The 19,561-nt window shown below is 59.6% G+C and carries 17 protein-coding genes; 7 read left to right on the forward strand and 10 right to left on the reverse strand.

Annotation, left to right across the window (positions count from 1 at the left end):
• Positions 1 to 2 precede the first annotated feature (2 nt).
• The 5 genes from hpf to mtrA form a co-directional block, all read right to left on the reverse strand.
• Positions 3 to 701 carry a ribosome hibernation-promoting factor, HPF/YfiA family gene (gene hpf / locus ON14_RS04380; protein WP_010203426.1) on the reverse strand — a complete coding sequence of 233 codons (699 nt, stop codon included), beginning with the start codon at positions 699 to 701 and terminating at the stop codon, positions 3 to 5.
• Positions 702 to 776: 75 nt separating this feature from the next.
• Positions 777 to 1,502 (reverse strand): ComF family protein, encoded by a 726-nt coding sequence (locus ON14_RS04385; protein ID WP_141629946.1) that lies wholly within the window; start codon positions 1,500 to 1,502, stop codon positions 777 to 779.
• Positions 1,503 to 1,565: 63 nt separating this feature from the next.
• Positions 1,566 to 3,245: an LpqB family beta-propeller domain-containing protein gene (locus tag ON14_RS04390; protein WP_010203429.1), complete on the reverse strand. Its 1,680-nt coding sequence runs from the start codon at positions 3,243 to 3,245 to the stop codon at positions 1,566 to 1,568.
• The gene (mtrB, locus tag ON14_RS04395; protein ID WP_010203430.1) at positions 3,238 to 4,851 is read right to left on the reverse strand and encodes an MtrAB system histidine kinase MtrB; all 1,614 of its coding nucleotides are present in this window, start codon (positions 4,849 to 4,851) and stop codon (positions 3,238 to 3,240) included. The genes ON14_RS04390 and mtrB overlap by 8 nt, the downstream gene beginning before the upstream one ends.
• Positions 4,852 to 4,856: 5 nt before the next feature.
• Positions 4,857 to 5,537: an MtrAB system response regulator MtrA gene (mtrA, locus tag ON14_RS04400; RefSeq protein ID WP_010203431.1), complete on the reverse strand. Its 681-nt coding sequence runs from the start codon at positions 5,535 to 5,537 to the stop codon at positions 4,857 to 4,859.
• Positions 5,538 to 5,657: 120 nt separating this feature from the next.
• Between mtrA and ON14_RS04405 the strand changes: the two genes are divergently transcribed.
• The 5 genes from ON14_RS04405 to ON14_RS04425 are packed head-to-tail and all read left to right on the forward strand — an operon-like array spanning position 5,658 to position 11,008.
• Entirely contained in the window at positions 5,658 to 6,839 is a 1,182-nt protein-coding gene (locus ON14_RS04405) for a glycerophosphoryl diester phosphodiesterase membrane domain-containing protein (protein WP_202800907.1), read from the forward strand.
• Positions 6,836 to 7,522, forward strand: a complete 687-nt coding sequence (locus ON14_RS04410) for a DUF4129 domain-containing protein (protein ID WP_010203433.1) — start codon at positions 6,836 to 6,838, stop codon at positions 7,520 to 7,522. Before ON14_RS04405 ends, ON14_RS04410 begins: the two co-directional genes overlap by 4 nt.
• A complete protein-coding gene (locus ON14_RS04415; protein WP_010203434.1) occupies positions 7,519 to 8,697 on the forward strand; it encodes a DUF4350 domain-containing protein in 1,179 nt (392 codons plus the stop codon). The genes ON14_RS04410 and ON14_RS04415 overlap by 4 nt, the downstream gene beginning before the upstream one ends.
• A 59-nt stretch (positions 8,698 to 8,756) precedes the next feature.
• Entirely contained in the window at positions 8,757 to 9,713 is a 957-nt protein-coding gene (locus ON14_RS04420) for an AAA family ATPase (RefSeq protein WP_010203435.1), read from the forward strand.
• A 2-nt stretch (positions 9,714 to 9,715) separates the two neighbouring features.
• Positions 9,716 to 11,008 carry a DUF58 domain-containing protein gene (locus ON14_RS04425; RefSeq protein WP_010203436.1) on the forward strand — a complete coding sequence of 431 codons (1,293 nt, stop codon included), beginning with the start codon at positions 9,716 to 9,718 and terminating at the stop codon, positions 11,006 to 11,008.
• A 48-nt stretch (positions 11,009 to 11,056) separates the two neighbouring features.
• Here ON14_RS04425 and ON14_RS04430 read toward each other — a convergent pair whose 3' ends face one another.
• Positions 11,057 to 12,052, reverse strand: a complete 996-nt coding sequence (locus ON14_RS04430) for a stage II sporulation protein M (protein ID WP_010203437.1) — start codon at positions 12,050 to 12,052, stop codon at positions 11,057 to 11,059.
• Between the two features lie 31 nt (positions 12,053 to 12,083).
• On the opposite strand from ON14_RS04430, the gene ON14_RS04435 reads away from it, so the two are divergent.
• Positions 12,084 to 12,929 (forward strand): RDD family protein, encoded by an 846-nt coding sequence (locus ON14_RS04435; RefSeq protein WP_010203438.1) that lies wholly within the window; start codon positions 12,084 to 12,086, stop codon positions 12,927 to 12,929.
• Here the strand turns inward: ON14_RS04435 and ON14_RS04440 are convergent.
• The gene (locus ON14_RS04440) at positions 12,926 to 14,350 is read right to left on the reverse strand and encodes a phosphomannomutase/phosphoglucomutase (protein ID WP_010203439.1); all 1,425 of its coding nucleotides are present in this window, start codon (positions 14,348 to 14,350) and stop codon (positions 12,926 to 12,928) included. The two genes, ON14_RS04435 and ON14_RS04440, sit on opposite strands and share 4 nt — an antisense overlap.
• Entirely contained in the window at positions 14,337 to 14,552 is a 216-nt protein-coding gene (locus ON14_RS15405) for a DUF3499 family protein (RefSeq protein WP_010203443.1), read from the reverse strand. The genes ON14_RS04440 and ON14_RS15405 overlap by 14 nt, the downstream gene beginning before the upstream one ends.
• 63 nt (positions 14,553 to 14,615) lie before the next feature.
• On the opposite strand from ON14_RS15405, the gene ON14_RS04445 reads away from it, so the two are divergent.
• On the forward strand, positions 14,616 to 15,059 hold the full coding sequence (locus ON14_RS04445) for a metallopeptidase family protein (RefSeq protein ID WP_010203444.1): 444 nt from the start codon (positions 14,616 to 14,618) through the stop codon (positions 15,057 to 15,059).
• Between the two features lie 54 nt (positions 15,060 to 15,113).
• On the opposite strand, the gene ON14_RS04450 is transcribed toward ON14_RS04445, so the two are convergent.
• Together ON14_RS04450 and ON14_RS04455 are read right to left on the reverse strand one after the other, a co-directional pair.
• Positions 15,114 to 16,694, reverse strand: coding sequence for a DUF5719 family protein (locus tag ON14_RS04450; protein ID WP_010203445.1), 1,581 nt, complete (start codon positions 16,692 to 16,694; stop codon positions 15,114 to 15,116).
• Positions 16,691 to 19,501, reverse strand: a complete 2,811-nt coding sequence (locus ON14_RS04455) for a glycosyltransferase (protein ID WP_202800908.1) — start codon at positions 19,499 to 19,501, stop codon at positions 16,691 to 16,693. Before ON14_RS04455 ends, ON14_RS04450 begins: the two co-directional genes overlap by 4 nt.
• Between the last annotated feature and the right edge of the window lie 60 nt (positions 19,502 to 19,561).

Genomic DNA, 19,561 nt, shown 5'->3' on the forward strand with positions numbered 1-19,561 from the left:
ACTTAGCCGTTGACGACCTTACGTTTGCGCGAACGGCCACCATCGGCCGCTTCTTCGCCCTGCTCTTCAAGGGCAATAACGCCGTAATCCCAGCCCTTGCGACGATAAACCACACTCGGACGGTCGGTCTGACTGTCAACGAAGAGGAAGAAGTCGTGACCGACCAATTCCATGTGATCCAGCGCTTCTTCAACCGTCATATGGCTCGACGGGAACACCTTGCGCCGAATAACAACGGGCGAGTAGTCGTCGTCGCCAGGCTCTGGTTCGACATTTTGCGTCGGCACAGAACCTGTGGCGACACTTTCAATCACTTCTGGACTTGCCGGAGTGATATCGACGACAGCAAACCCACCGGCACTAGCCTCACGCAACGACGTGGGGCGGTGATTTCCGCGATGAACTTTCTTGCGGTCGAGAGACTGGCGGATGCGCTCAATGAGCTTGCCCATCGCCAGATCGAAGGCAACATATTTATCCGAACCAGCAGATTCCGCTCGCACAAGCGGACCTGGTCCGATCAGCGTCAACTCGACACGATCATCTCCACTTGACCCTTTGGTTTCGTGGTGGCGGCTTACCTTAATCTCGAAGGCAATTGCCTTTTCGGCCAGGTGAGCGACCTTCTCAGACTTTTCGATCGCATACTCACGGAAACGATCCGTGACTCCTACATTTCGTCCGTTGACGGTGATTTCCACGGCGACCTCCTAGCCATCATGCGCGGCCGCCTCGTGAGGCAGCTTTTGTTGTGCGCCCTTTTCCTTACCGTAGCCCTAGGTGCTGGCATTGTCACGAGACGCTCCGGTTCTCGGAGTGAACCCGATGGTTACGGCCGCAACGACGGTGCCGCCAGCGGCACAAATGGCCCGCGAAGCCTCGTCGATGGTGGCCCCGGTAGTGAGAACATCATCGACGATTATTACGCGCGCTGAACCAAGCCAGCGTGTCGCGACGAAAGCCCCCTGCACGTTCGTGGCGCGTTGCCGGGCGCTCAGCAACTTTTGACTCGCCGTTACCTTCGTGGCGCGAAGCACTCGTTCGTGGCGAACTCCGGCGGACCGAAGCACCAACGACATCGGGTGATAGCCCCGAGTTCGAAACGCACGCTTGCTCGTCGGCACCGCCACGATGAGCACTGGCGCTTCGGTTTCCCCGCTGGCTGCGGACTCTTCGATTGCCCGGTGCAACGCCGGCAACAGGGCCCTCGCCAATGGCCGCGCCTGATCAGTGCGATGGTGGTTTTTGAACGCCAGCACAACCCTCCGCACCCTCCCCTCGTAATACAAGGCAGCAAAAACACGCACATGACGCGGAGTCGAGTGAACTGTGGGCTCCGCGACCAGACTGCGGGTGCACTCCGCACACAGGGCACGATCGTCGCTATCGCATCCAGCGCACTCCACGGGCATGAGCACTGCCCAGGCATCTCGTAATGCATCGAGCGTCTTTGCCACAAACCGTCGCAACCAACCACCATCATCGTTTTCCGGGGAAGTCATACCTCGACAGTGCACTCTCGCTCAGAACCGCGGAGCAGTCCGAGAGAGGTCCGTGGAGAGGACTTACTGTTGAACCGCCAGGTAGGAGGCGTCGAGCCCCGTACGCACCCACTCTTGGCTTCCCTGCGGCCTCCACACCTCACCATCGGCCAGAAGCCTGAGGCTGTCAGTGTTTGTTCCCGTGCTCACCAGCTGGCGCGCACCATCCACATCACCGAGGCTTTGAGTTGGTCCGCCGATACTGAACGCGGTCACCGCCACAGAATCGTCACTCGACGACAAGGTGGCTACAGTGCTTGATCCCACCCAGGAAGCATCGATCGGAGAACCAGGCAGCGCTGGCAGGACCGTTGGTTCCACCAACTGAACGGGAACGTTGCCCTGTTGCCGCACGATTCCATAGACGAGCAGTTGAGGCCCCGCCGGCGAGGCGAGATACACGAGCAATCGCGCCCCGTCACGCGAAACATCCAACGAAACAATTTCTGAATCTGCCGGCAACGATGACTGAATCGGATGCTCGGTGCCGTCTACCTCGAAGGTTGACAGCGATGCAGCGCTCCCCCGCTGGGCCGACCACACGAAGCGGAACGGGTCGAGCGACGGCGCCGCCAACTCTGGACGGTCATCGATTAGTCGCGGCTCGGCTCCCACCGTCGCGAAGTAGGCGTAGTTGTCACCGGCAAGGTAAGCGACGGAAAGTCGGTCAGCCGAGAGCACTGCGGCACTAGACGCGGCGTCTGAAACGATCGCACTGAGCTCGCTAATCTCGCTGAGACCGTCACTGGTGTTGAACCCAAAATCACTCGCCGTTCCCACCACTAGCGGGCCACTCGACGCCGGTTCGACAACGGCAGAATTCTGCCCAGAATTTGAACTCGGCAACTCTCGGCCATCAACCGTGAGCACCACAATCGGCGTGTGCAGCGTTGCAGCAAGCTGCTGCCGCATGCGCTCTCTCGCTATCGTGTCAGCCGCTAAAGCTTCGGAGCTGAGATCAACGACCACTCTGCCGCTGGTCTGGCTGCTCGCGCTGCCAACAGAAGTTGCCGCCGGAAACGCGGTAAGCACGACACCCTGCTGAAGCCACGGCGAATCCGCGGAAAGTAACGCTGTGACCGCGCGTGATTGTGAGGATTGGCGCACCGCAAACCAACGAACATCCGGAATCAAATAGGCGAAACTCGGATCGAAATAATAGAGCACCTGCTGCTCAAAACTAACCTCAAAACCGTTGCTCGACAGCACGATTCCCGGCGGCGCTGAAGAAATTCGCCATTCACCATTTTCTCGCTCAAAATCGAACGTCAGTGTCTGCGATGCCACTGAGCGCAGCTCGGCGAACACCCCACGCTCATCAATCACTGCCTGAGCGGAGAACGAATAGGTGAGCGCGTCTTGCTCAAGAGCAGGCGAGATTGTCGGAAGCTTGTCGCGCTCGCGAATTGTTGCGCTCGCCGCTGGCTTCCACACGTCACTCATCTGGCCGGTCAAGAATTCGCGCGCCACCGAATAGTCACGGCTGGGGGCACGCACCGCGTTCATGAAATCGGTCAAAATTTGCTCTTGAGTCGAACCTGCAACCGGGCCTTCGGCAACAATCTCGAACCTACCGTCAAGCTGTTCGTCGATAAGGGGGCCAGCTTCAACCTCGCTGGAGGTTGGCACCCCGACACAGCCGCTCAGGGCGGCCAGCACTGCGCCCACCACGACGAGGTAGGCAAGCTGTGATGTCTTAGCCATCTGAATCCTCCAAGCTGGGCACGTCGTCGTTCGGCGGAAGCTCTAACGGAGACGACTGAAGCTCAGCGCCACGAACGCGCGGCAACGTTACTCGGAAGCACGAGCCATTGTCGCCATCCGACCACGCCTCAAGCCAGCCACCATGCAACACCGCGTCTTCGAGAGCGATAGCCAAGCCGAGCCCCGTGCCGCCCGTGGTTCGCTGCCGCGAAGGGTCAGCTCGCCAAAAACGGTCAAACACACGCTCGAGCGCCGCCGTGCTCATTCCCACACCGTAATCTCGCACTGCAATCGCAACGGCATCCTGATCGCTATCAACCCAGATCACAATCGGCAGCCCGTCGCCATGGTCAATCGCATTGCTCACCAAATTTTGCAGAATACGACGGATACGGCGGGGGTCGACATCGGCTTCAAAATAGCCACCGGGCGCCACGAGTCGCAACTCTGAGCCCTTGCTTGCGGCCAAAGACGTCAGACTCTCGATGGCATCCTCCGCAAGGCGCACGAGGTTCGTCGGCTCGGTCTCCATATCAACCGCGCCCGCGTCGTAGCGACTCATCTCCAGCAGGTCGGCCAATAAAAGCTCGAAACGCTCCACCTGGGTGTGCAGCAGCTCTGCTGTGCGCGCCGTTGCTGGCGGAAAACTCTCACGCTGATCATAGAGAACGTCACCAGCGAGTCGGATAGTGGTGAGCGGTGTGCGCAACTCGTGAGAGACATCCGACACGAAACGTTGCTGAACTTGAGAAAGCGCAGCCAGCCGGGTGATCTGCTGCTGCATGCTCGTTGCCATGCCATTGAACGAGCGGGCCAGAGTCGCGATCACATCGTCGCCCCGCACCGGGATGCGCACCTCAAGCTCCCCCGCCGCCAAACGTTGGCTTGTTTCTGCCGCAAGCTTTACCGGTGCCACAACAAGGCGAACAACGAGATACGTGACCGCTCCGATAAGCGCGAGCAAGGCAAACCCGCCAAGCCCAAGTGTGCGCTGGACGACGACGAGAGTTTCTTGAGTGTCGCTGATGTCGTAGACGAGATACAGCTCGTACTGCGCGCCACGAATATCGAGAGTGGATCCGATGACAAGTCCCGGATGGGCCGTGTCATCGGTCGTTTGAGTAAGCGCAACCGACTGCCAATAAGTGCGCTGCTCCGTTGACGCCGCGACCGTATCTCTCAGCTCTTGTGAAATGTCCACATATGAAGCCAAGCCCTGCGACTGAACATCAGTCGGGACGCGGGCACCATCTTGGCCAGGGCTACGAAGAATCGCATAGCTTGTGCCACCGGTGCTCGACGCGACGCTCTCAATAACCCGTGCCGCATCCCCCATCATGCCGTCGAGGTCTTCGAGGCCCAACCCCTCATCGGCAGCGTCGAACACTTGCTGCCCTGCCAGCGTGGCATTCGCCGACGTACGAGTGAGCTGATCGCGACTTGCGTCAAAAAGGTTGGCGCCAAGGCTCAACGACATATAACCGGCGATGACCGTAACGGCCACCGACGACAGCAGCACAGTGATCGCCACGGTGCGCAGCTGGAGCGACGAGCGCCACAGCGAAGCGAGCCGCTGCACCACCTCGCGCCAGCCGAAATAGCGCATACCTGCTACGCGCTGCTGCCGGCGCGGTAACCAACGCCGCGGACCGTCATCACAATCTTGGGGTTGTCTGGGTCTTCTTCGACCTTCGCACGCAATCGCTGCACGTGAACATTCACCAAACGAGTATCGGCCTTGTAGTGGTAACCCCAGACCTGCTCAAGCAGCATTTCACGGGTAAAGACCTGCTCCGGCTTCATTGCCAGCGCGAGAAGCAACTCGAATTCGAGCGGCGTCAGGTTGATTTTGGTGTCGCCGCGGCGAACCTCATGGCCCGTGACATCCAATTCGACATCGCCAACAACGAGGGTTCCCGTTGCGGAATCGCTGGCAGGACGCAAACGAGTACGCACCCGGGCAACAAGCTCTTTAGGGTTGAAAGGTTTGACAACGTAATCGTCGGCGCCACTTTCGAGGCCCTTCACAACATCTGCGGTGTCACTCTTAGCGGTCAGCATGATGATCGGCACGCCAGACTCTTCACGGATGCGCGCACAAATTTCGATGCCGTCCATGCCGGGCAGCATCAAATCGAGCAGCACAAGATCGGGCGCAGCCGACTTGAATGCGTCAAGCGCTAGGGCGCCATCCTGACAAAAAAACGGTTCATAACCTTCAGTGCGTAGAACGATTCCGATCATCTCTGCCAAGGCAGTGTCGTCATCGACTACAAGAATTCGCGGGTTCACGTGTCCTCGTTACTTTCTAGCTCTCGGGCTAACAGAGTGAGAAGCTTTCGCATAAGAGTAGTCGAGTGTGAAAGCATGAGTGCGATTCAATTGGCACAGTTGGTTAATCAAAGGTGAGACGTGAGCAATAGCAATCCGTGGCAATCGCCAGATAGCAGCGGGAACAGTGGCGAATCTGGGCCCTACGCGCCGCCCGTGTTACCCCAGATTCCTGCGCAGTACGGCACGCCAGCGCCGTCATGGACCCCGCCGCCGAAACCTGGCCTTATTCCGTTGCGCCCCATGACTCTCGGCACGATACTGTCGGCTTCCCTCATGGTGTTGCGCCGCAATCCGCGCCCTATCTTTGGGCTCTCCCTGATCATCATGGGCGTCGTTACCGTTGCCTCCCTCATTTTGGTCGGCATCGTCACTTTCCTCGGGGTCGATAGAACTTTCAGCGCCACCGGTGTCGATGCCGACATCATCGAAGCCGGTGCGACAGTCGGAGTCATCCTCGCGGCACTTTTCGCCGTTTCTCTCTCGTTGGTTGGCGGCTCAATACTTCAAGGAATCGTGTCGATTGAGGTTGCGCGAGGCGCCGTTGGCGAAAAATTGCGGTTAAGCGGACTATGGGCCGCTGCCAAGGGTCGCCTGTGGGCGTTAATCGGATGGTCGGCACTCGTCGCTGTAGCGACCTTCTTCGGGATCGTCGTGTTTGCTCTAGTAGCCGCACTCTTCTTCGCCATTGGCGGCACCGCAGGCACCGTGTTCGGCGTACTTTCTGTGTTGGCAGGAATCGTCATTGGCATCGCGTTGATGGCCTGGCTTGGCACCTCACTCGCGCTCGTACCGAGTGCGCTCATGATCGAACGACTGCCGTTAGGGCGCGCCATCCGACGCTCCTGGTCGCTGGTTTCGGGAAGCTTCTGGCGCACCTTCGGTATCTTGGCGCTCATCATCGTGATCGTGCAGGTCGTGTCGAGTGTTGTCACCGCGCCCTTGAGCATCCTGGGCAGTTTTGGGGCGGTGTTGCTCAATCCCACCGGCAACGAGGCCGCTGGAACCGCCACGTTTGTCGGGCTCTACATCGTCACCATGATCTTGTCTGTGGCCATCGGTGCGATCACGATCATTATTCAATCGGCCGCCCCTGCACTGCTGTACATCGATTTGCGGATGCGCAAAGAGGGCTTCGACCTCGACCTCAGTCGGTTCGTTGAGGCTCGCAGCACCGGCGACGATTCAGTGCCAGATCCCTACGTCACCGTAGACAGCAAAGCAGCACGCGCTAGCGAGCCCGCCCCGTACGCAGCTTCATGACTTTATCGACGTTGACGTTTACCGCGCCCGCCATGATTTCTGGCTGGCTAGCTCGCGCGGTGCCCGTCGACCCGGACTCAGATCAAGCGACAGAGTGGCTAGTCAATGAGCTTTCGAAAGCTCCGTACCAGGCGGCCAAACCGACGCTTTTTGACCGCATCTCAAAGTCTTTTCTCGATTGGCTCGAATCATTGACCATCGGCGATGGCTCGGGAATCCCGCCCATCGCCTTTGTCGTGCTCATTGCCTTAGTGATCACCGGCATCATCGCCGCGATCCTCATCTACGGGATTCCTCGACTCAATCGCAAGAGCCGCCACGAAACGCTGCTCTTCGGCGAAGCCGACCACCGAACATCAGCCCAACTACGAGAAGCTGCCGAAAAGGCCGCAGCAAAAGACGACTTTTCCAGCGCTGTCGCTGATATGTTCCGCTCAATCGCCCGGGGTCTCTCCGAACGCACCCTTGTGACGATGACGCCGGGCACCACCGCACATGGCTTCGCGGTACGTGCCGCAGCAGTGCTCCCCGAATGCGGCACCGAACTCGCCATCAGCGCCGACACCTTCGATCTCATCCGCTATGGCCGCAAGTCAGCAACGCGCGCCCAATACGAACAGCTTCGCGCCCTCGAGGCACGCGTACGAGCTGCCAAGCCGAATTTAGCCGAGGCCGCACTGTGAGCGAACCGACAGTCATCACCCCGAGCATCCGGGCCACACTAACTCGTGCACTGTTCTGGATCATCGCCGCACTCTTCCTGCTCGGAGTAGCCATTGCCAGCCTTAACCTCGTAGGGACGGCCGCCGAAGGGCCACGTCTCGACCCCACGAGCCCGCGTGAATCAGGAGCCCTCGCCCTCGCCGAGGTGCTGCGGCAGCAAGGCGTCGACGTAATCGTGACAACTAGTCTCAGCGACACTCGCGATGCGCTCTCGAATTCGGGTGATAGCACCCTCTTCTACTCTGACTTTGACGGCTACCTCACCGAGGCACAGAGCGTCGACGCAGCCGGGCTCGCCCGCACCGTTATTCTCGCCGAGCCCGACGTCGCAGCCCTGCTGGCGTTGGCCCCCGAGATCGCAAACGCTGGAGCACAAGACGGAACCATAGCCGCCGACTGCTCGGCATCTCTCACCTCCAACGCGCCCCAGATCACTGCAGGCCCATCAAGCCTTCGGATTATCGAAGATGATGATGACGCTATCGGTTGCTACGGAAGTGATGATGCGGGATTCGGACTCGTCACTCTTGACCACGGCGACGCTGAACTGCTGCTGCTCGGTGCGACGGATGCACTAACCAATCGCGATATTGTCGCCGCAGACAACGCAGCCTTCGCACTTCGTATGCTCGGGCAACACGACACACTGGTTTGGTACACCCCCAGCTTCGCGGATGTCGAAGGCAGCGGTGAAGTGAAGACCTTTGATGAGCTTGCCCCCGGCTGGGTAACGCCGGCCACTTGGCTCATCATTCTCACCCTGCTGACCGCCGCGCTGTGGCAAGGGCGTCGGTTCGGACCGCTCGTCATCGAAAAGCTGCCGGTGACCGTGCGCTCTAACGAAACGATGCAGGGCCGCGCTCGACTTTATGAGAGAACAGCAGCGCGGCTCCACACTCTCGATGCTCTGCGAATCGGATCGATCCGGCGCCTCGCCACACTCTGCGGAATGGCGAAGACGGCGTCGGTCGATGATGTCATCAACCGAATTGCTCCATTGATAGGTCAGCCCGTCGCGTCTCTTCGCACACTGCTTGTCGACGTGAGCCCGACGAACGACAACGAACTACTGGAACTTTCGGATGAACTGCTCGCGCTCGAACAGCGTGTCGAGCTAGCCATCCGCCCCATCTAAGCACTCAGTACCACCGAACCCTCAGCACCACCGAGCCAGAAATAGAGAAGAATCGAGATATGACTGACGAGCAACTGCGGCACGCATTCACTCAACTCCGCACCGAAGTCGGCAAGGCCGTTGTCGGCCAAGACGCTGCGGTCACCGGGCTCACAATTGCGTTGCTCACCGGAGGGCATGTGCTTCTCGAGGGCGTACCCGGTGTCGCGAAAACGCTGCTGGTGCGTACGCTGAGCCGTGCGCTGAAACTCGATACCAAACGAGTGCAGTTCACTCCTGACCTGATGCCCGGTGATGTCACCGGATCCCTCGTTTATGACTCTAAGTCTGGCGAATTTGAGTTTCGCAAGGGGCCCGTCTTCACCAACATCTTGCTCGCGGATGAGATCAACCGCACACCGCCGAAAACCCAATCGTCGTTGCTCGAGGCGATGGAGGAACGCCAAGTTTCGGTCGATGGTCAGACGCTGAAACTTCCGGTGCCGTTCATGGTGGCCGCGACGATGAACCCCATCGAATACGAAGGCACCTACACGCTTCCCGAAGCTCAGCTCGACCGCTTTCTTCTTAAGCTCGTTCTCGATCTCCCGGAACGTGACACCGAAATCGAAGTACTCACGCGCCACGCGGCCGGGTTCAATCCCCGCGATCTCGCGGCAGCGGGTGTTACGCCAGTGCTCGACGCTTCGATGCTTGCTGCCGCCCAGGACGCTGTCGCGAAAGTGGATGCTAGCCCCGATGTGATCGCCTACGCGGTCGACCTTGCGCGCGCCACACGCCAGAGCCCTTCGGTGAAGCTCGGAGTTAGCCCGCGAGGCGCAATCGCACTGGTCTCTGCCGCTAAAGCGTGGGCCTGGCTGACGGGCGCTGACGCCATCACCCCAGACCACATCCAGAGCATGGTTTTGCCGGTCCTTCGCCACCGTCTTCAGCTTCGCCCCGAAGCTGAACTCGAAGGTGTCTCCCCTGATGTCATCTTGCGTTCGATCGTGCAGCAAGTGCAGGTACCGATCTAACAATGGCACTTTCCGGATGGTTCGTGGCCCTCGTGGCGCTCGGTATTGTTCCGATCGTCATCACGGGCGAGCCCATTGTGCTGCTGCTGTGGCTGATTTTCGTGATCGCGCTGGGGCTTATCGATATGGCGTTCGCAGTATCGGTGCGCCGATTGCGATTTGAGCGCAACTCGCCCGACCGTTTGCGGCTTGGCGAGACCACCAGCGCTCAGCTGCTCATCACTAACCCGTCACGACGTCGGCTGCGCGCCATCGTGCGCGACGGCTGGCAGCCCTCGGCCGGTGCACACACCAATCGGGTGCGCTTGTCGGTGCCGGCACACGAACGCCGTGAACTGGTGACGGTGCTCACACCACTGCGACGAGGCACCCGCGAAGCGGCCCACGTCACCGTGCGGTCCTATGGGCCTTTGCGACTTATCGCACGCCAAACGACAGTGGCGGTTTCAGGGTCTTTCACGGTGTTGCCGCCGTTCAACTCTCGCAAACATCTTCCCTCTCGCTTGGCGAGATTGCGTGAACTCGATGGCGCTACGAGCGTCATGATCCGCGGTCAAGGCACCGAATTCGACAGTCTTCGGGATTACGTTCGTGGCGATGACGTACGCTCTATCGATTGGCGAGCCACCGCGCGACGCTCGGAGCTTGTTGTTCGAACGTGGCGCCCCGAACGCGATCGTCGCGTAGTGATCGTTGTCGACAGCGGACGAACTTCGGCTGCTCGCATCGAGGACGAGCCTCGCATCGACACCGCGTTCGAAGCCGCACTGTTGCTTGCGGCCCTCGCCTCCAGCGCCGGTGACCACGTGGATTTCATCATCTACGATCGCCGAGTTCGTGCCCGCGTTCAGGGTGCCCGCGGTCCCGACCTTCTCTCTAAGATGGTCAACGGAATGGCACCGGTGCAGCCAGAACTTATCGAAATGGACTGGAGCGCGGTACCCAGCCTCGTGCGTCAAGCCACATCGCAACGAGCGCTTGTTGTGCTTGCGACCTCTGCCGAGTCTCCCGGTGCCAGCCACGGCCTGCTTGCCGTGCTTCCCCAGCTGACGACGAAGCATACGGTCGTGGTGGCCTCGGTCACCGATCCGTCGATTCTGGATGCCACTCGCGACCGTTCTACCCGTGACGCCGTGTATCAGGCTGGGGCCGCCGAACGCGCTCTTCTTGATCAGTCACGTGTAGCCACCGCGATCAACCAGCTCGGAGCCTCTGTTGTCTCGCAACGCCCCTCTGAGCTGCCTCTCGCCCTGGCTGATCACTACATTGCGTTGAAGGCTGCAGGCAAGCTCTAGAGCGGCTGCTAGCGCAGTTGTTGCCGTGTGTGACAGTGCCGTCAGCGGCTAGTTGGCAACAATGTGAGTGGCGCCCGCATCGAACTCGCTGAGGTCACCGGTATTGCCTGCGCGAGCGCTTCGCCCGCCAAGAATCCACTGATAGGCCAAGAAGCTTGCGAGCGCTATCGTGCCGATACCGATCTTGATCGGCCAAGGCCAGTCTTGGCGCGTGACATAACCCTCGATGATTCCCGAAACGAGCAGCGCAAGAATAAGCCCAATGACGATGGTGAACAGCGCTCGTCCGGCTTGGGCGAGGGATTGCGCACGACTTTTGTTTCCGGGGGCGATCCACGACCAGAAGATCATCATTCCTGTCGCACCGGCCACGAACACGGCGTAAAGCTCAAGTTGGCCGTGCGGGGCGATGTAGAGAAAGAACACGTCGAGGCGATCAAATTCGTTCATGATTGCGGCGGTGAATCCGAGTTGTTGTGCTGTGTTGAACAGCAGATAGGGCACGAAGACCCCGACGATTCCGAACGCGATGCACTGTGTGGCAAGCCATGCGTTATTGGTCCAGACGAGACTTGTGAACGACCCACCGGAGAATTCTGAGTAGTAGCCAACGAAATCGTCGCTGGCTAGCGCTTCGCGCTCAGCGGGGGTGCCGAAGCTGGCAAGGACTTGGGGGTTAGAGATCGCCCACCATGCGAACAGGAAGCCGACAAAGAACGTCGCGGCGGTTAACACGAGCGACATCCAACGCACACGATAGAGCGCTGCCGGAAGCTGAACAACAAAGAATTGAGGCAACTGGCTTAAGAAATTGACCGAAGCACCCGTGAACCTCAAACGTGCGCGGCTGAGTGTTAGCGACAAACGATCTGCCTGAACTGATTGGCCAGAACTGGTCTTCATCATCGAAAGATTTGTCGCGCCAGACTGGTAAAGGTCGATCAGTTCATCGACTTCAACACCGGAAAGTCGGTGCTGCGTCCCCAATTGGGCAAGGCGATCCCAGTCTTCGCGGTGCGCGGCTGAGTACGAGTCGAGATCCATCTGCTTAAATGATGTCATGCCCGGGACACAAATGAGCAACACTCTTACCTATGAGGACCAATCTGATGAGCTGATCACCGGTGAAGCGGTAGCTCTGGAACTCCGTTCGGCGAGTTTTGTGTTGCGAGCAGCGGGATCGATTATTGACTTTCTCGCATATGTGGCAGCCCTTGTCGGGCTCCTCATCCTCGTGAACCAGTTCACCACCGGTGCCGGCCTCGATTCTGCTCTGGGCCAAGCTCTCAGTGTCAGTGCACTCGTTCTCTGTCTTGTCGTGCTCCCAACCGCGGTAGAAACTTTTAGCCATGGCAAGTCGCTCGGCAAATTAGCGGTGGGCGCGCGAATCGTTCGCAACGATGGTGGCTCGATCGGTTTTCGCCACGCGTTCATCCGCGCGCTTCTTGGCGTGCTGGAAATCTTCATGACTGCTGGTGGCCTCGCCGCCGTCGTCGGACTGCTCAACACCCGCGCGCAACGTCTCGGGGACCTTCTCGCTGGCACCTATAGCCAATACGAACGGGTAAACAAGCTCGCAAACCCTGTCGTGCAACTCCCCGGCCAACTTATCGAATGGGCCAGAACCGCCGATGTTGCCAAAATGCCGGATGCTCTAGCCCGACGCATCTCTCACTTTTTAGTTGCCGCAAACGGCTACACCGCTACAACCCGTCGCCAGCACGCGGCCAATTTGGCGAACGAGGCCGCAACGTACGTTTCACCGCTTCCCGATGTCGAGCCCGAGATCTTTCTCTCGGCGGTGAGTGCCGTGCGGCGCGACCGCGAAACGGTAGCGCTCACTGGTGAACAGCGACGACTTGAGGCGCTCCAGCCCGCATTGACAAGCGTCCCGCGTGGTTTTCCGACTGACCGCGGTTAAGCCCGGATTAGCGCAAGCACCCGGTCGCGAATCTTCTCAAGCTGTTCGGCCGACCCTGCCTCAGCGTTCAACCGCAACAGCGGCTCCGTATTCGATGGGCGAACGTTGAACCACCAAAACGAGGCGTCATCGGCCGTGATTCCGGTGACGGTCAGACCGTCGAGCTCATCGAACTCAGCCTCTTCCGCGAATGACTCCCGGATCCGAGCTGTTGCCGCCGCCACATCCTCAACGACGGAGTTGATTTCTCCACTACTGGCGTAGGGCGAAAAGCGATCAGAGAGCACCGACAGGAGTTCGGGCTGCGAACCGAATTCGGCGAGCAAATGCATCGCCGCAAGCATCCCGTTATCCGCACCCCAAAAATCGCGGAAGTAGTAGTGCGCCGAGTGCTCGCCGCCAAAAATCGCCCCGGTCGCCGCCATCTGATCTTTGATGAGCGAATGGCCAACGTTTGTGCGCACCGGGATCGCACCAGCGGCTTCGATCGTTTCAGCCACAATGCGCGACGTGATCAAGTTATGGATGACAAAGATGTCGCCATCGGGCTGCGTAATTCGCAATCGCTGAATCTCGCGAAGAGCTACGACCGCAGCAACCGCACTCGGACTCATCGGAATTCCGCGCTCATCGACGACAAAACAGCGATCCGCGTCGCCATCGAAGGCGAGCCCAACATCGGCACCGTGTTCGAGCACCGCTTTTTGAAGGTCAACAATATTGGCTGGGTCAAGAGGGTTTGCTTCGTGATTAGGGAAAGTTCCGTCGAGCTCAAAATACAGCGGGATAATCTCGATCGGCAGTTCTGAAAGGCCGGCCGCAGTCGACAGCACGGCAGGAACAGTCAATCCACCCATGCCGTTACCGGCATCTACAACAACACGAATCGGTCGGATGCCGCTGAGATCGACAAGCTGACGCAAATAGGCGGCATAATCGGCGAGCACATCAATTTCGCGCTGCGAACCAGGCACAGCCACAGGATCAATGCCCACCTCGAGATAGGTTTGCGCACGATCGCGGATAGCCTTCAAGCCGGTCTTGAAACTAATGCCCTGAGCGCCGGCCCGGCTGAACTTGATGCCGTTGTAGGTCGCCGGGTTGTGGCTGGCGGTGAACATAGCGGCAGGGGCATCCAGACTTCCGGAGGCGAAATATGTCTCATCGGTGGAGCACAACCCGATGAGGACAACGTTTCCCCCGCGGGCGCGTGCACCGTCCGAGAATGCTGCAGCGAAACCCGGAGATGAATCACGCATGTCGTGACCGACAACGATTTCTTCGCCCGCTGCATCCACTTCATCGACAAAAGCGGCGCCGAGCGCCTCTACGACCTCGACAGTGAGTTGAGAACCGACAAGGCCGCGAACGTCGTAGGCCTTGATGAAGGGGGCGAGATCAATGGGTTTAGCTTTGCTCATGCCCCAAAACTACATGCCGAACAACCTGCCACCCCTGAGGTGCCGAGAGACGTTCGGCGTGGCGCGCACACAAATCGTAGCTGTGCGGCTCTGCGCTGTAGCTCAGCGGCCCAAGCACCGCCATTGAGTCCGCATAGACATACGTGAGAGTGGCCTCTGCTTCGGAGTTGCAGGCGACCTTGCTGCACGGGCGCTGATTCATGGTGAGCCCTAGCCTACGACTGCGCACCCACAGCAGGGCAACTGCGGCCCGTAGAATGGTCTCGTGGCTAGATCATCGAAGCGAGCACAGACCCGCTCTGTGCGCGGCAATTGGCGGGATCGTCACGGTCGCGGAATCCGAGCCGCTGTCACCGGGCCGCACTTGCCGTTATTGCGCAGCCGCCACGGCAATTTCGAACTCACGGTTGCCTCCGCCGCCCAGTTCCTGAAAGAAATGTGGCCAGAGGAACTCGCCAAAGCCCGCTTCGAAATCGGACTAATGCCCGAGAGCAGCCCTGAAGGCACCAAAGTCGCCCGCTGGAAAGTTTCCGCCAGCGAACACCGCATCATCCTGTTTCGCCTCCCTATCGAGCGCATGGCGAGACTGCACCGCGACGATGAACTGCACCGCCGAATGCTTATCGAGAGTTGCGTGTTTCGCGCTGTTGCCGAGTACCTCGGTAAAGAACCGTGGGAACTCGCGCCGAATCGCTTTCGTCACTTCTAAGTACGCACCCTTCGGTTGGAGCGCCGACTTTGCGAGGTGCGCGGTCTATCCGGGTTAAGGGAACACAGTCAACGGAGAAGAACCCGGCGTCTGCGGGTCGATCGCATACGCCGCGATAAAGCCCTTTTGTGCCTGCGTGATGCTCGCGAACGCCGGGGCGCTCAGTCCGAGCGTGTAGCTCGTGCCGTTGGTTACGGGCGCGCGCAGTACCGAATCCGGTTTGATCGTGTATTCCTCAATGTCGCCGTCGGTAGATGTCAGAGTCACGTCGATGGCATCGCTGTCAGAGTTCACAATGTTGAGCATCGCTGTCAGCCCAGCGGCGACGGTGAACTGGGTGTCTTCCTCAAGCACCGGACTCGCCGTAAACCACGCGAAGTCCGTTGCCGTGACCACGCCACCCTCAAGAAGCGCAGAGGTGGTTCGCGCAGAGGCAACGACAGGAACATCAGACTCGATCTGCAATGAGTAGGCGCCCGTTGTGAGTTCTTCAATCGGAATATCGGTGACCACACCTGCGCTCAAGTCGAGACTGAACCTGATCGGATCGGCCTCAGCCTCCGATGACGTCAAGGTCGCCGAGATTGAGGCGCTCTGCTCACCCGGAACAAACACCCGCACTGCTGCGATAAGGTCATCGGTTTCGGTACCGGTGCCGCGCAGTGCTTGCACTCCTTCGAGACTCGTTACAACGATCCCCGGGATGACCACCGATTTCGAGGGTGCCTCGGTTGCTCCCACAATCTCAACCCCACCAGCATCGAGACCTCGAACTATCGACTGCTGCAATTCAGCAGTAATCTGACCGCCGCTGCTCGTGACATGAACCACCGGCGACGTAACTCCGGGAGCAAAACCTGCCAGAGAAAGCACTCGCTGCCCATTGGGCGGAACAACGATTCCGGCTGTTCCCGCCGCAGAAACAGCACCTCGCTCATCAAAGATGTCGAGCGTTACCGTTGATGCCACTTCAGTCGGGTTTGTGAGCGAAATGAGAGTCGTACGACCAGTAGTCGTTGCGCCTCCGACTAACCAGCTATCGCCGCCGACTGCGCGACACCCTGCGGAGGTGAATCCGATGTAGTCGCCTACCGCAACAGACTGAGACTGCGCCCCGCTGAGCCGAACGAGAGTCTGAGGAGATTTCGTGTCGGGAGCAGCGCTAAGCACGAGAGGCGCAGCCAAAGGCTCAACAGCTTCGGCATCCGAAGCAGATATACGGGATTGTTCGACGGCGCCAGAAGTTGACGAGAAACGCGTGTTTGCTTCGCCGAGGGTGAAGACGGACGATGCTTCGGCCCCGGACTCATCTGACAGTCGAAGAAGCGGCCCAGGACAGGTCAGTTGTTGAGCGGTGGGAACCGGGACAACCACCGTGCTCGGTGGCTCGGAGTTCACAAACGGCACATCCAGAAACGTCGCACCGAGGATGACAGCAGCGGCCGTGCTTATTCCGACAACCCCAACCAATACTCGAGCGCCGACTCGAGCGGCCGCTTTCGCGGATACCGGTCGGCGCGTACTGGACACTGGCTCTGCAGCACCCGTGAGGTCAGCGTCGTCATCGAATTCCGTGCCCGTCGGCTCATCGGGAAGCGCCGCCGCCTCATCGTGGGTCGGGTCTGTGCCGGTCATTCGCTCGCCTCAATCACGGTAACGGCACTTTCTGCCTTCGCCGCACGCAGTCGCCTGCGTCGCGTTGTTGGGATCGCCAACAGCAAAGTGAGGCCCAAGATTATTGCCTGTCCTAGAAGAACCGCTCGGCCGAGCTGTGTGTCTGTGTTGGTCACGCCGACAGTAGTACTCGATTCGGCCACTTCCGAATAATGCCAAAGATTGCCCTGGGCAGTATCACCGATCGGGTTTAGCAAGCTATTGCCATCAAGCGCCTCGATGATCCGCTGACGCGTTGAAGCGGCATCCGGATCGGATTCTGGCGTTAGCACAATGAACGCAATTTGGAGATCGTCGAGTTCGCTAGCGATATCGAAACCGCTTCGTGATGCGATGTTTCCGGCGAGGGTAGCGCTTTGTTTTTCCGCGGCAGAAAGCTCGGTACTGGTGGCGGCAAAGGTGGATTGCTCATCGAGCCCAGAACCTCGACCGCGATGGATATCCACGGCCATGGTGGAAGGTGACGTAACGGTCAGCTGCAACGTGCCGAGCCCGTCGCGCTGAGTCGATTCTGCGGAGACGAAGGCAGGCAACAATCGACCATTGCTGGCAGAGACCGGGGCGGCACCTGAGGCGAGAGTCCATAGCGGGGCAACAGCGAGCGCCAATACGCCGATCAGCGTGAGGAACGCGGGCAACGCAGAATGACGTTCCAGACTCTCAACAGCCACAACCACTGCCCCACAGAGTCCGAGCCAATACAAGCTAAGAGCGGCACCGGCCCAAAGCACTACCGATGCCTCGCCGGCTGAACTCACTGACAGATGGGTGACGGCTACGGCCGTAACGAATCCGAGCAGCGCCAAGGAAAGCGACGGAATCGCACGTCGACTCCCCGGAACGAAGAGACTCATGAGGGCAAGCGCGGCGAAAGGAGAAAGCAAGAGAGCCACCAAGAGCGGGCCGTACTGGTCGTTCAGCCCCAGCGCCGACAAGAGCGAACTCCAACCGTTGGAGCCCGGGACTACGCTCCCGAGAGCAAGCTGCCAACCGTTCGATGCTATCCGCGCAACAGGCAGGCCCGGATCAGCAAAGATCGCCAACAGCGCGCCTCGCGACACCTGCTGAACGACCAACGGAGCGAAGAGCGCAGCTGCGGGAATCACGATCCACAGGAGACGGTGCGACGATTTCGGGCGAGCGATGATCCACGCAACGAGCGCGATAACCAGTGCAGGCACGATGCTCGGGGCCGAGGCCGCAATTGTCGCAAAAAGCAACGCCGCGATAGCGGACATCGCCCAGTTGTGAGCCGCCCGCAACACTGCGAGCACAAGCCACGGCAGCAAGATGTGCACCAGAACGGCACCCAATTGCCCTTCACCGAGCGACACCAAGAAACTGGGTGCTAGCGTCCACGCTGCTGCTGCAAGCATTGGAGCCCAGGGACGTTCAGAGATGGATGCCGCACAGAGCCAGGCGGCAAGTGCGGCCAACGGGAGCGCAACCAGATACAGCACGACAATGCTGAACGACGGATTCCAGAACGTTAGCGACCCCATCACCGCAAGAACTACAGCGAAGGGGTCTGCCGCTACTACTTGTTGGGCTAGGTCGTTCCAGCCATACCCGACGTGCGACCACAGCTCAGGGACGCTCGCAGACAGCGGCAGCAGCCCTCCCCCGGTAAGCGCGCGAACATCCACAAATCGGGAAAAGCTAATCACTCCGACAACAGCGGCGAGAAGCACAACCCACGCACCGCCGTCACCGAACAAGCGGGGATGTGCAACTTCAAACGCCGCATCCGGGGCATCACCACTGCGTTCGTGAGCGCGCAATTCGCGGAGTTCCGACCACGTGATCCTCAGCGGATTCACCGCGCCAAAACCAACCCGTTTGTTACGTCGGAGATTACGCCGAGCAGCAACAACCCCGCCGTCAAAGATTGCCGCAAAAGCGGCAGCGAGCTCTCCGATTACGGCCGTTGGCCGTTTGGCCACCAAATGTCCGAGAGAGCGAAGAATGGCTAGCGGCAGCAGAGTGAGCCAGTGCAACGGAACGGCAAAGCCGGGTGCATAAACTAAACGCCGATGAAGTTGCGCAAAACGTTGAAGACGATTGTGCGCCGCGGCAGACACGGACTTTTTGCCAAAGAGTTCTGGGCCGCCAGCGCTAGCAATGCGAGCATCGGCAACAGCGACAACGCGGTGACCAGCCAGTCGAGCCCGAACACAGAAATCTAGCGCCGCATCGACCGATGGGAGCTTGGGATCAAAACCGCCGAGCGCAGCCCATACATGGCGCCGCACCAGCATGCCTGCTCCCGCTACACCTAAAGCATCGGTTTGCACGTCGTGTTGAGCTTGATCGAGTTCGTCGTTGACGAGGCCAAGCGAGCGGCCGAGTGGCGTCAGCGATTCCCCGAAATTTGTGATGGTTGTCGGGTCGTCCCACCGCACGAGTTTGGGTCCAGCGACAGCAACTGACGGTGCAATCTCTACAGCCCCCAGGAGTGCGCTCAGCGCATTCTGATCGGGAGCGCTGTCATAACTGAGCAGCCACAGCCACTCATCTTCGGCCGCTTGCGGCGCTGCCGTCTGCAGCGCTTGAGCAATTGCGCCGCCAAACGTTCGGCGACCGTGAGCGTCGGCGATCTGGGCCGGGGCAGACGCGACCATGATCGACAGCGACTCATCACTGGAATCCGCATCAACCGCAATCACCGAATCGGGTCGACGGTGTTGTGCCGCAATCGCGGCTAGCGTGCGTGGCAGATATTTGGCGCCATTTCTGGCGACAATGACTGCTGTAACTCTCGGCTGCATTTGTTTGAGACTAAGCGCCGAGAGCACTCACGAGCACTCGACTCGCTGCGGTCGAGCGAG

The sequence above is a fragment of the Salinibacterium sp. PAMC 21357 genome, from assembly GCF_000247645.1.
Lineage (GTDB): Bacteria > Actinomycetota > Actinomycetes > Actinomycetales > Microbacteriaceae > Rhodoglobus.

Excerpts from the sequence above, each read along its gene's own strand:
- ON14_RS04450 (WP_010203445.1), bottom strand. The coding sequence starts at position 16,694 with ATGACCGGCACAGACCCGACCCACGATGAGGCGGCGGCGCTTCCCGAT.
- ON14_RS04430 (WP_010203437.1), bottom strand. The coding sequence starts at position 12,052 with ATGGATCTCGACTCGTACTCAGCCGCGCACCGCGAAGACTGGGATCGC.
- ON14_RS04420 (WP_010203435.1), top strand. The coding sequence starts at position 8,757 with ATGACTGACGAGCAACTGCGGCACGCATTCACTCAACTCCGCACCGAA.
- ON14_RS15405 (WP_010203443.1), bottom strand. The coding sequence starts at position 14,552 with ATGAATCAGCGCCCGTGCAGCAAGGTCGCCTGCAACTCCGAAGCAGAG.
- ON14_RS04455 (WP_202800908.1), bottom strand. The coding sequence starts at position 19,501 with ATGCAGCCGAGAGTTACAGCAGTCATTGTCGCCAGAAATGGCGCCAAA.
- ON14_RS04390 (WP_010203429.1), bottom strand. The coding sequence starts at position 3,245 with ATGGCTAAGACATCACAGCTTGCCTACCTCGTCGTGGTGGGCGCAGTG.
- ON14_RS04440 (WP_010203439.1), bottom strand. The coding sequence starts at position 14,350 with ATGAGCAAAGCTAAACCCATTGATCTCGCCCCCTTCATCAAGGCCTAC.
- ON14_RS04435 (WP_010203438.1), top strand. The coding sequence starts at position 12,084 with ATGAGCAACACTCTTACCTATGAGGACCAATCTGATGAGCTGATCACC.
- ON14_RS04385 (WP_141629946.1), bottom strand. The coding sequence starts at position 1,502 with ATGACTTCCCCGGAAAACGATGATGGTGGTTGGTTGCGACGGTTTGTG.
- ON14_RS04425 (WP_010203436.1), top strand. The coding sequence starts at position 9,716 with ATGGCACTTTCCGGATGGTTCGTGGCCCTCGTGGCGCTCGGTATTGTT.
- ON14_RS04410 (WP_010203433.1), top strand. The coding sequence starts at position 6,836 with ATGACTTTATCGACGTTGACGTTTACCGCGCCCGCCATGATTTCTGGC.
- mtrB (WP_010203430.1), bottom strand. The coding sequence starts at position 4,851 with ATGCGCTATTTCGGCTGGCGCGAGGTGGTGCAGCGGCTCGCTTCGCTG.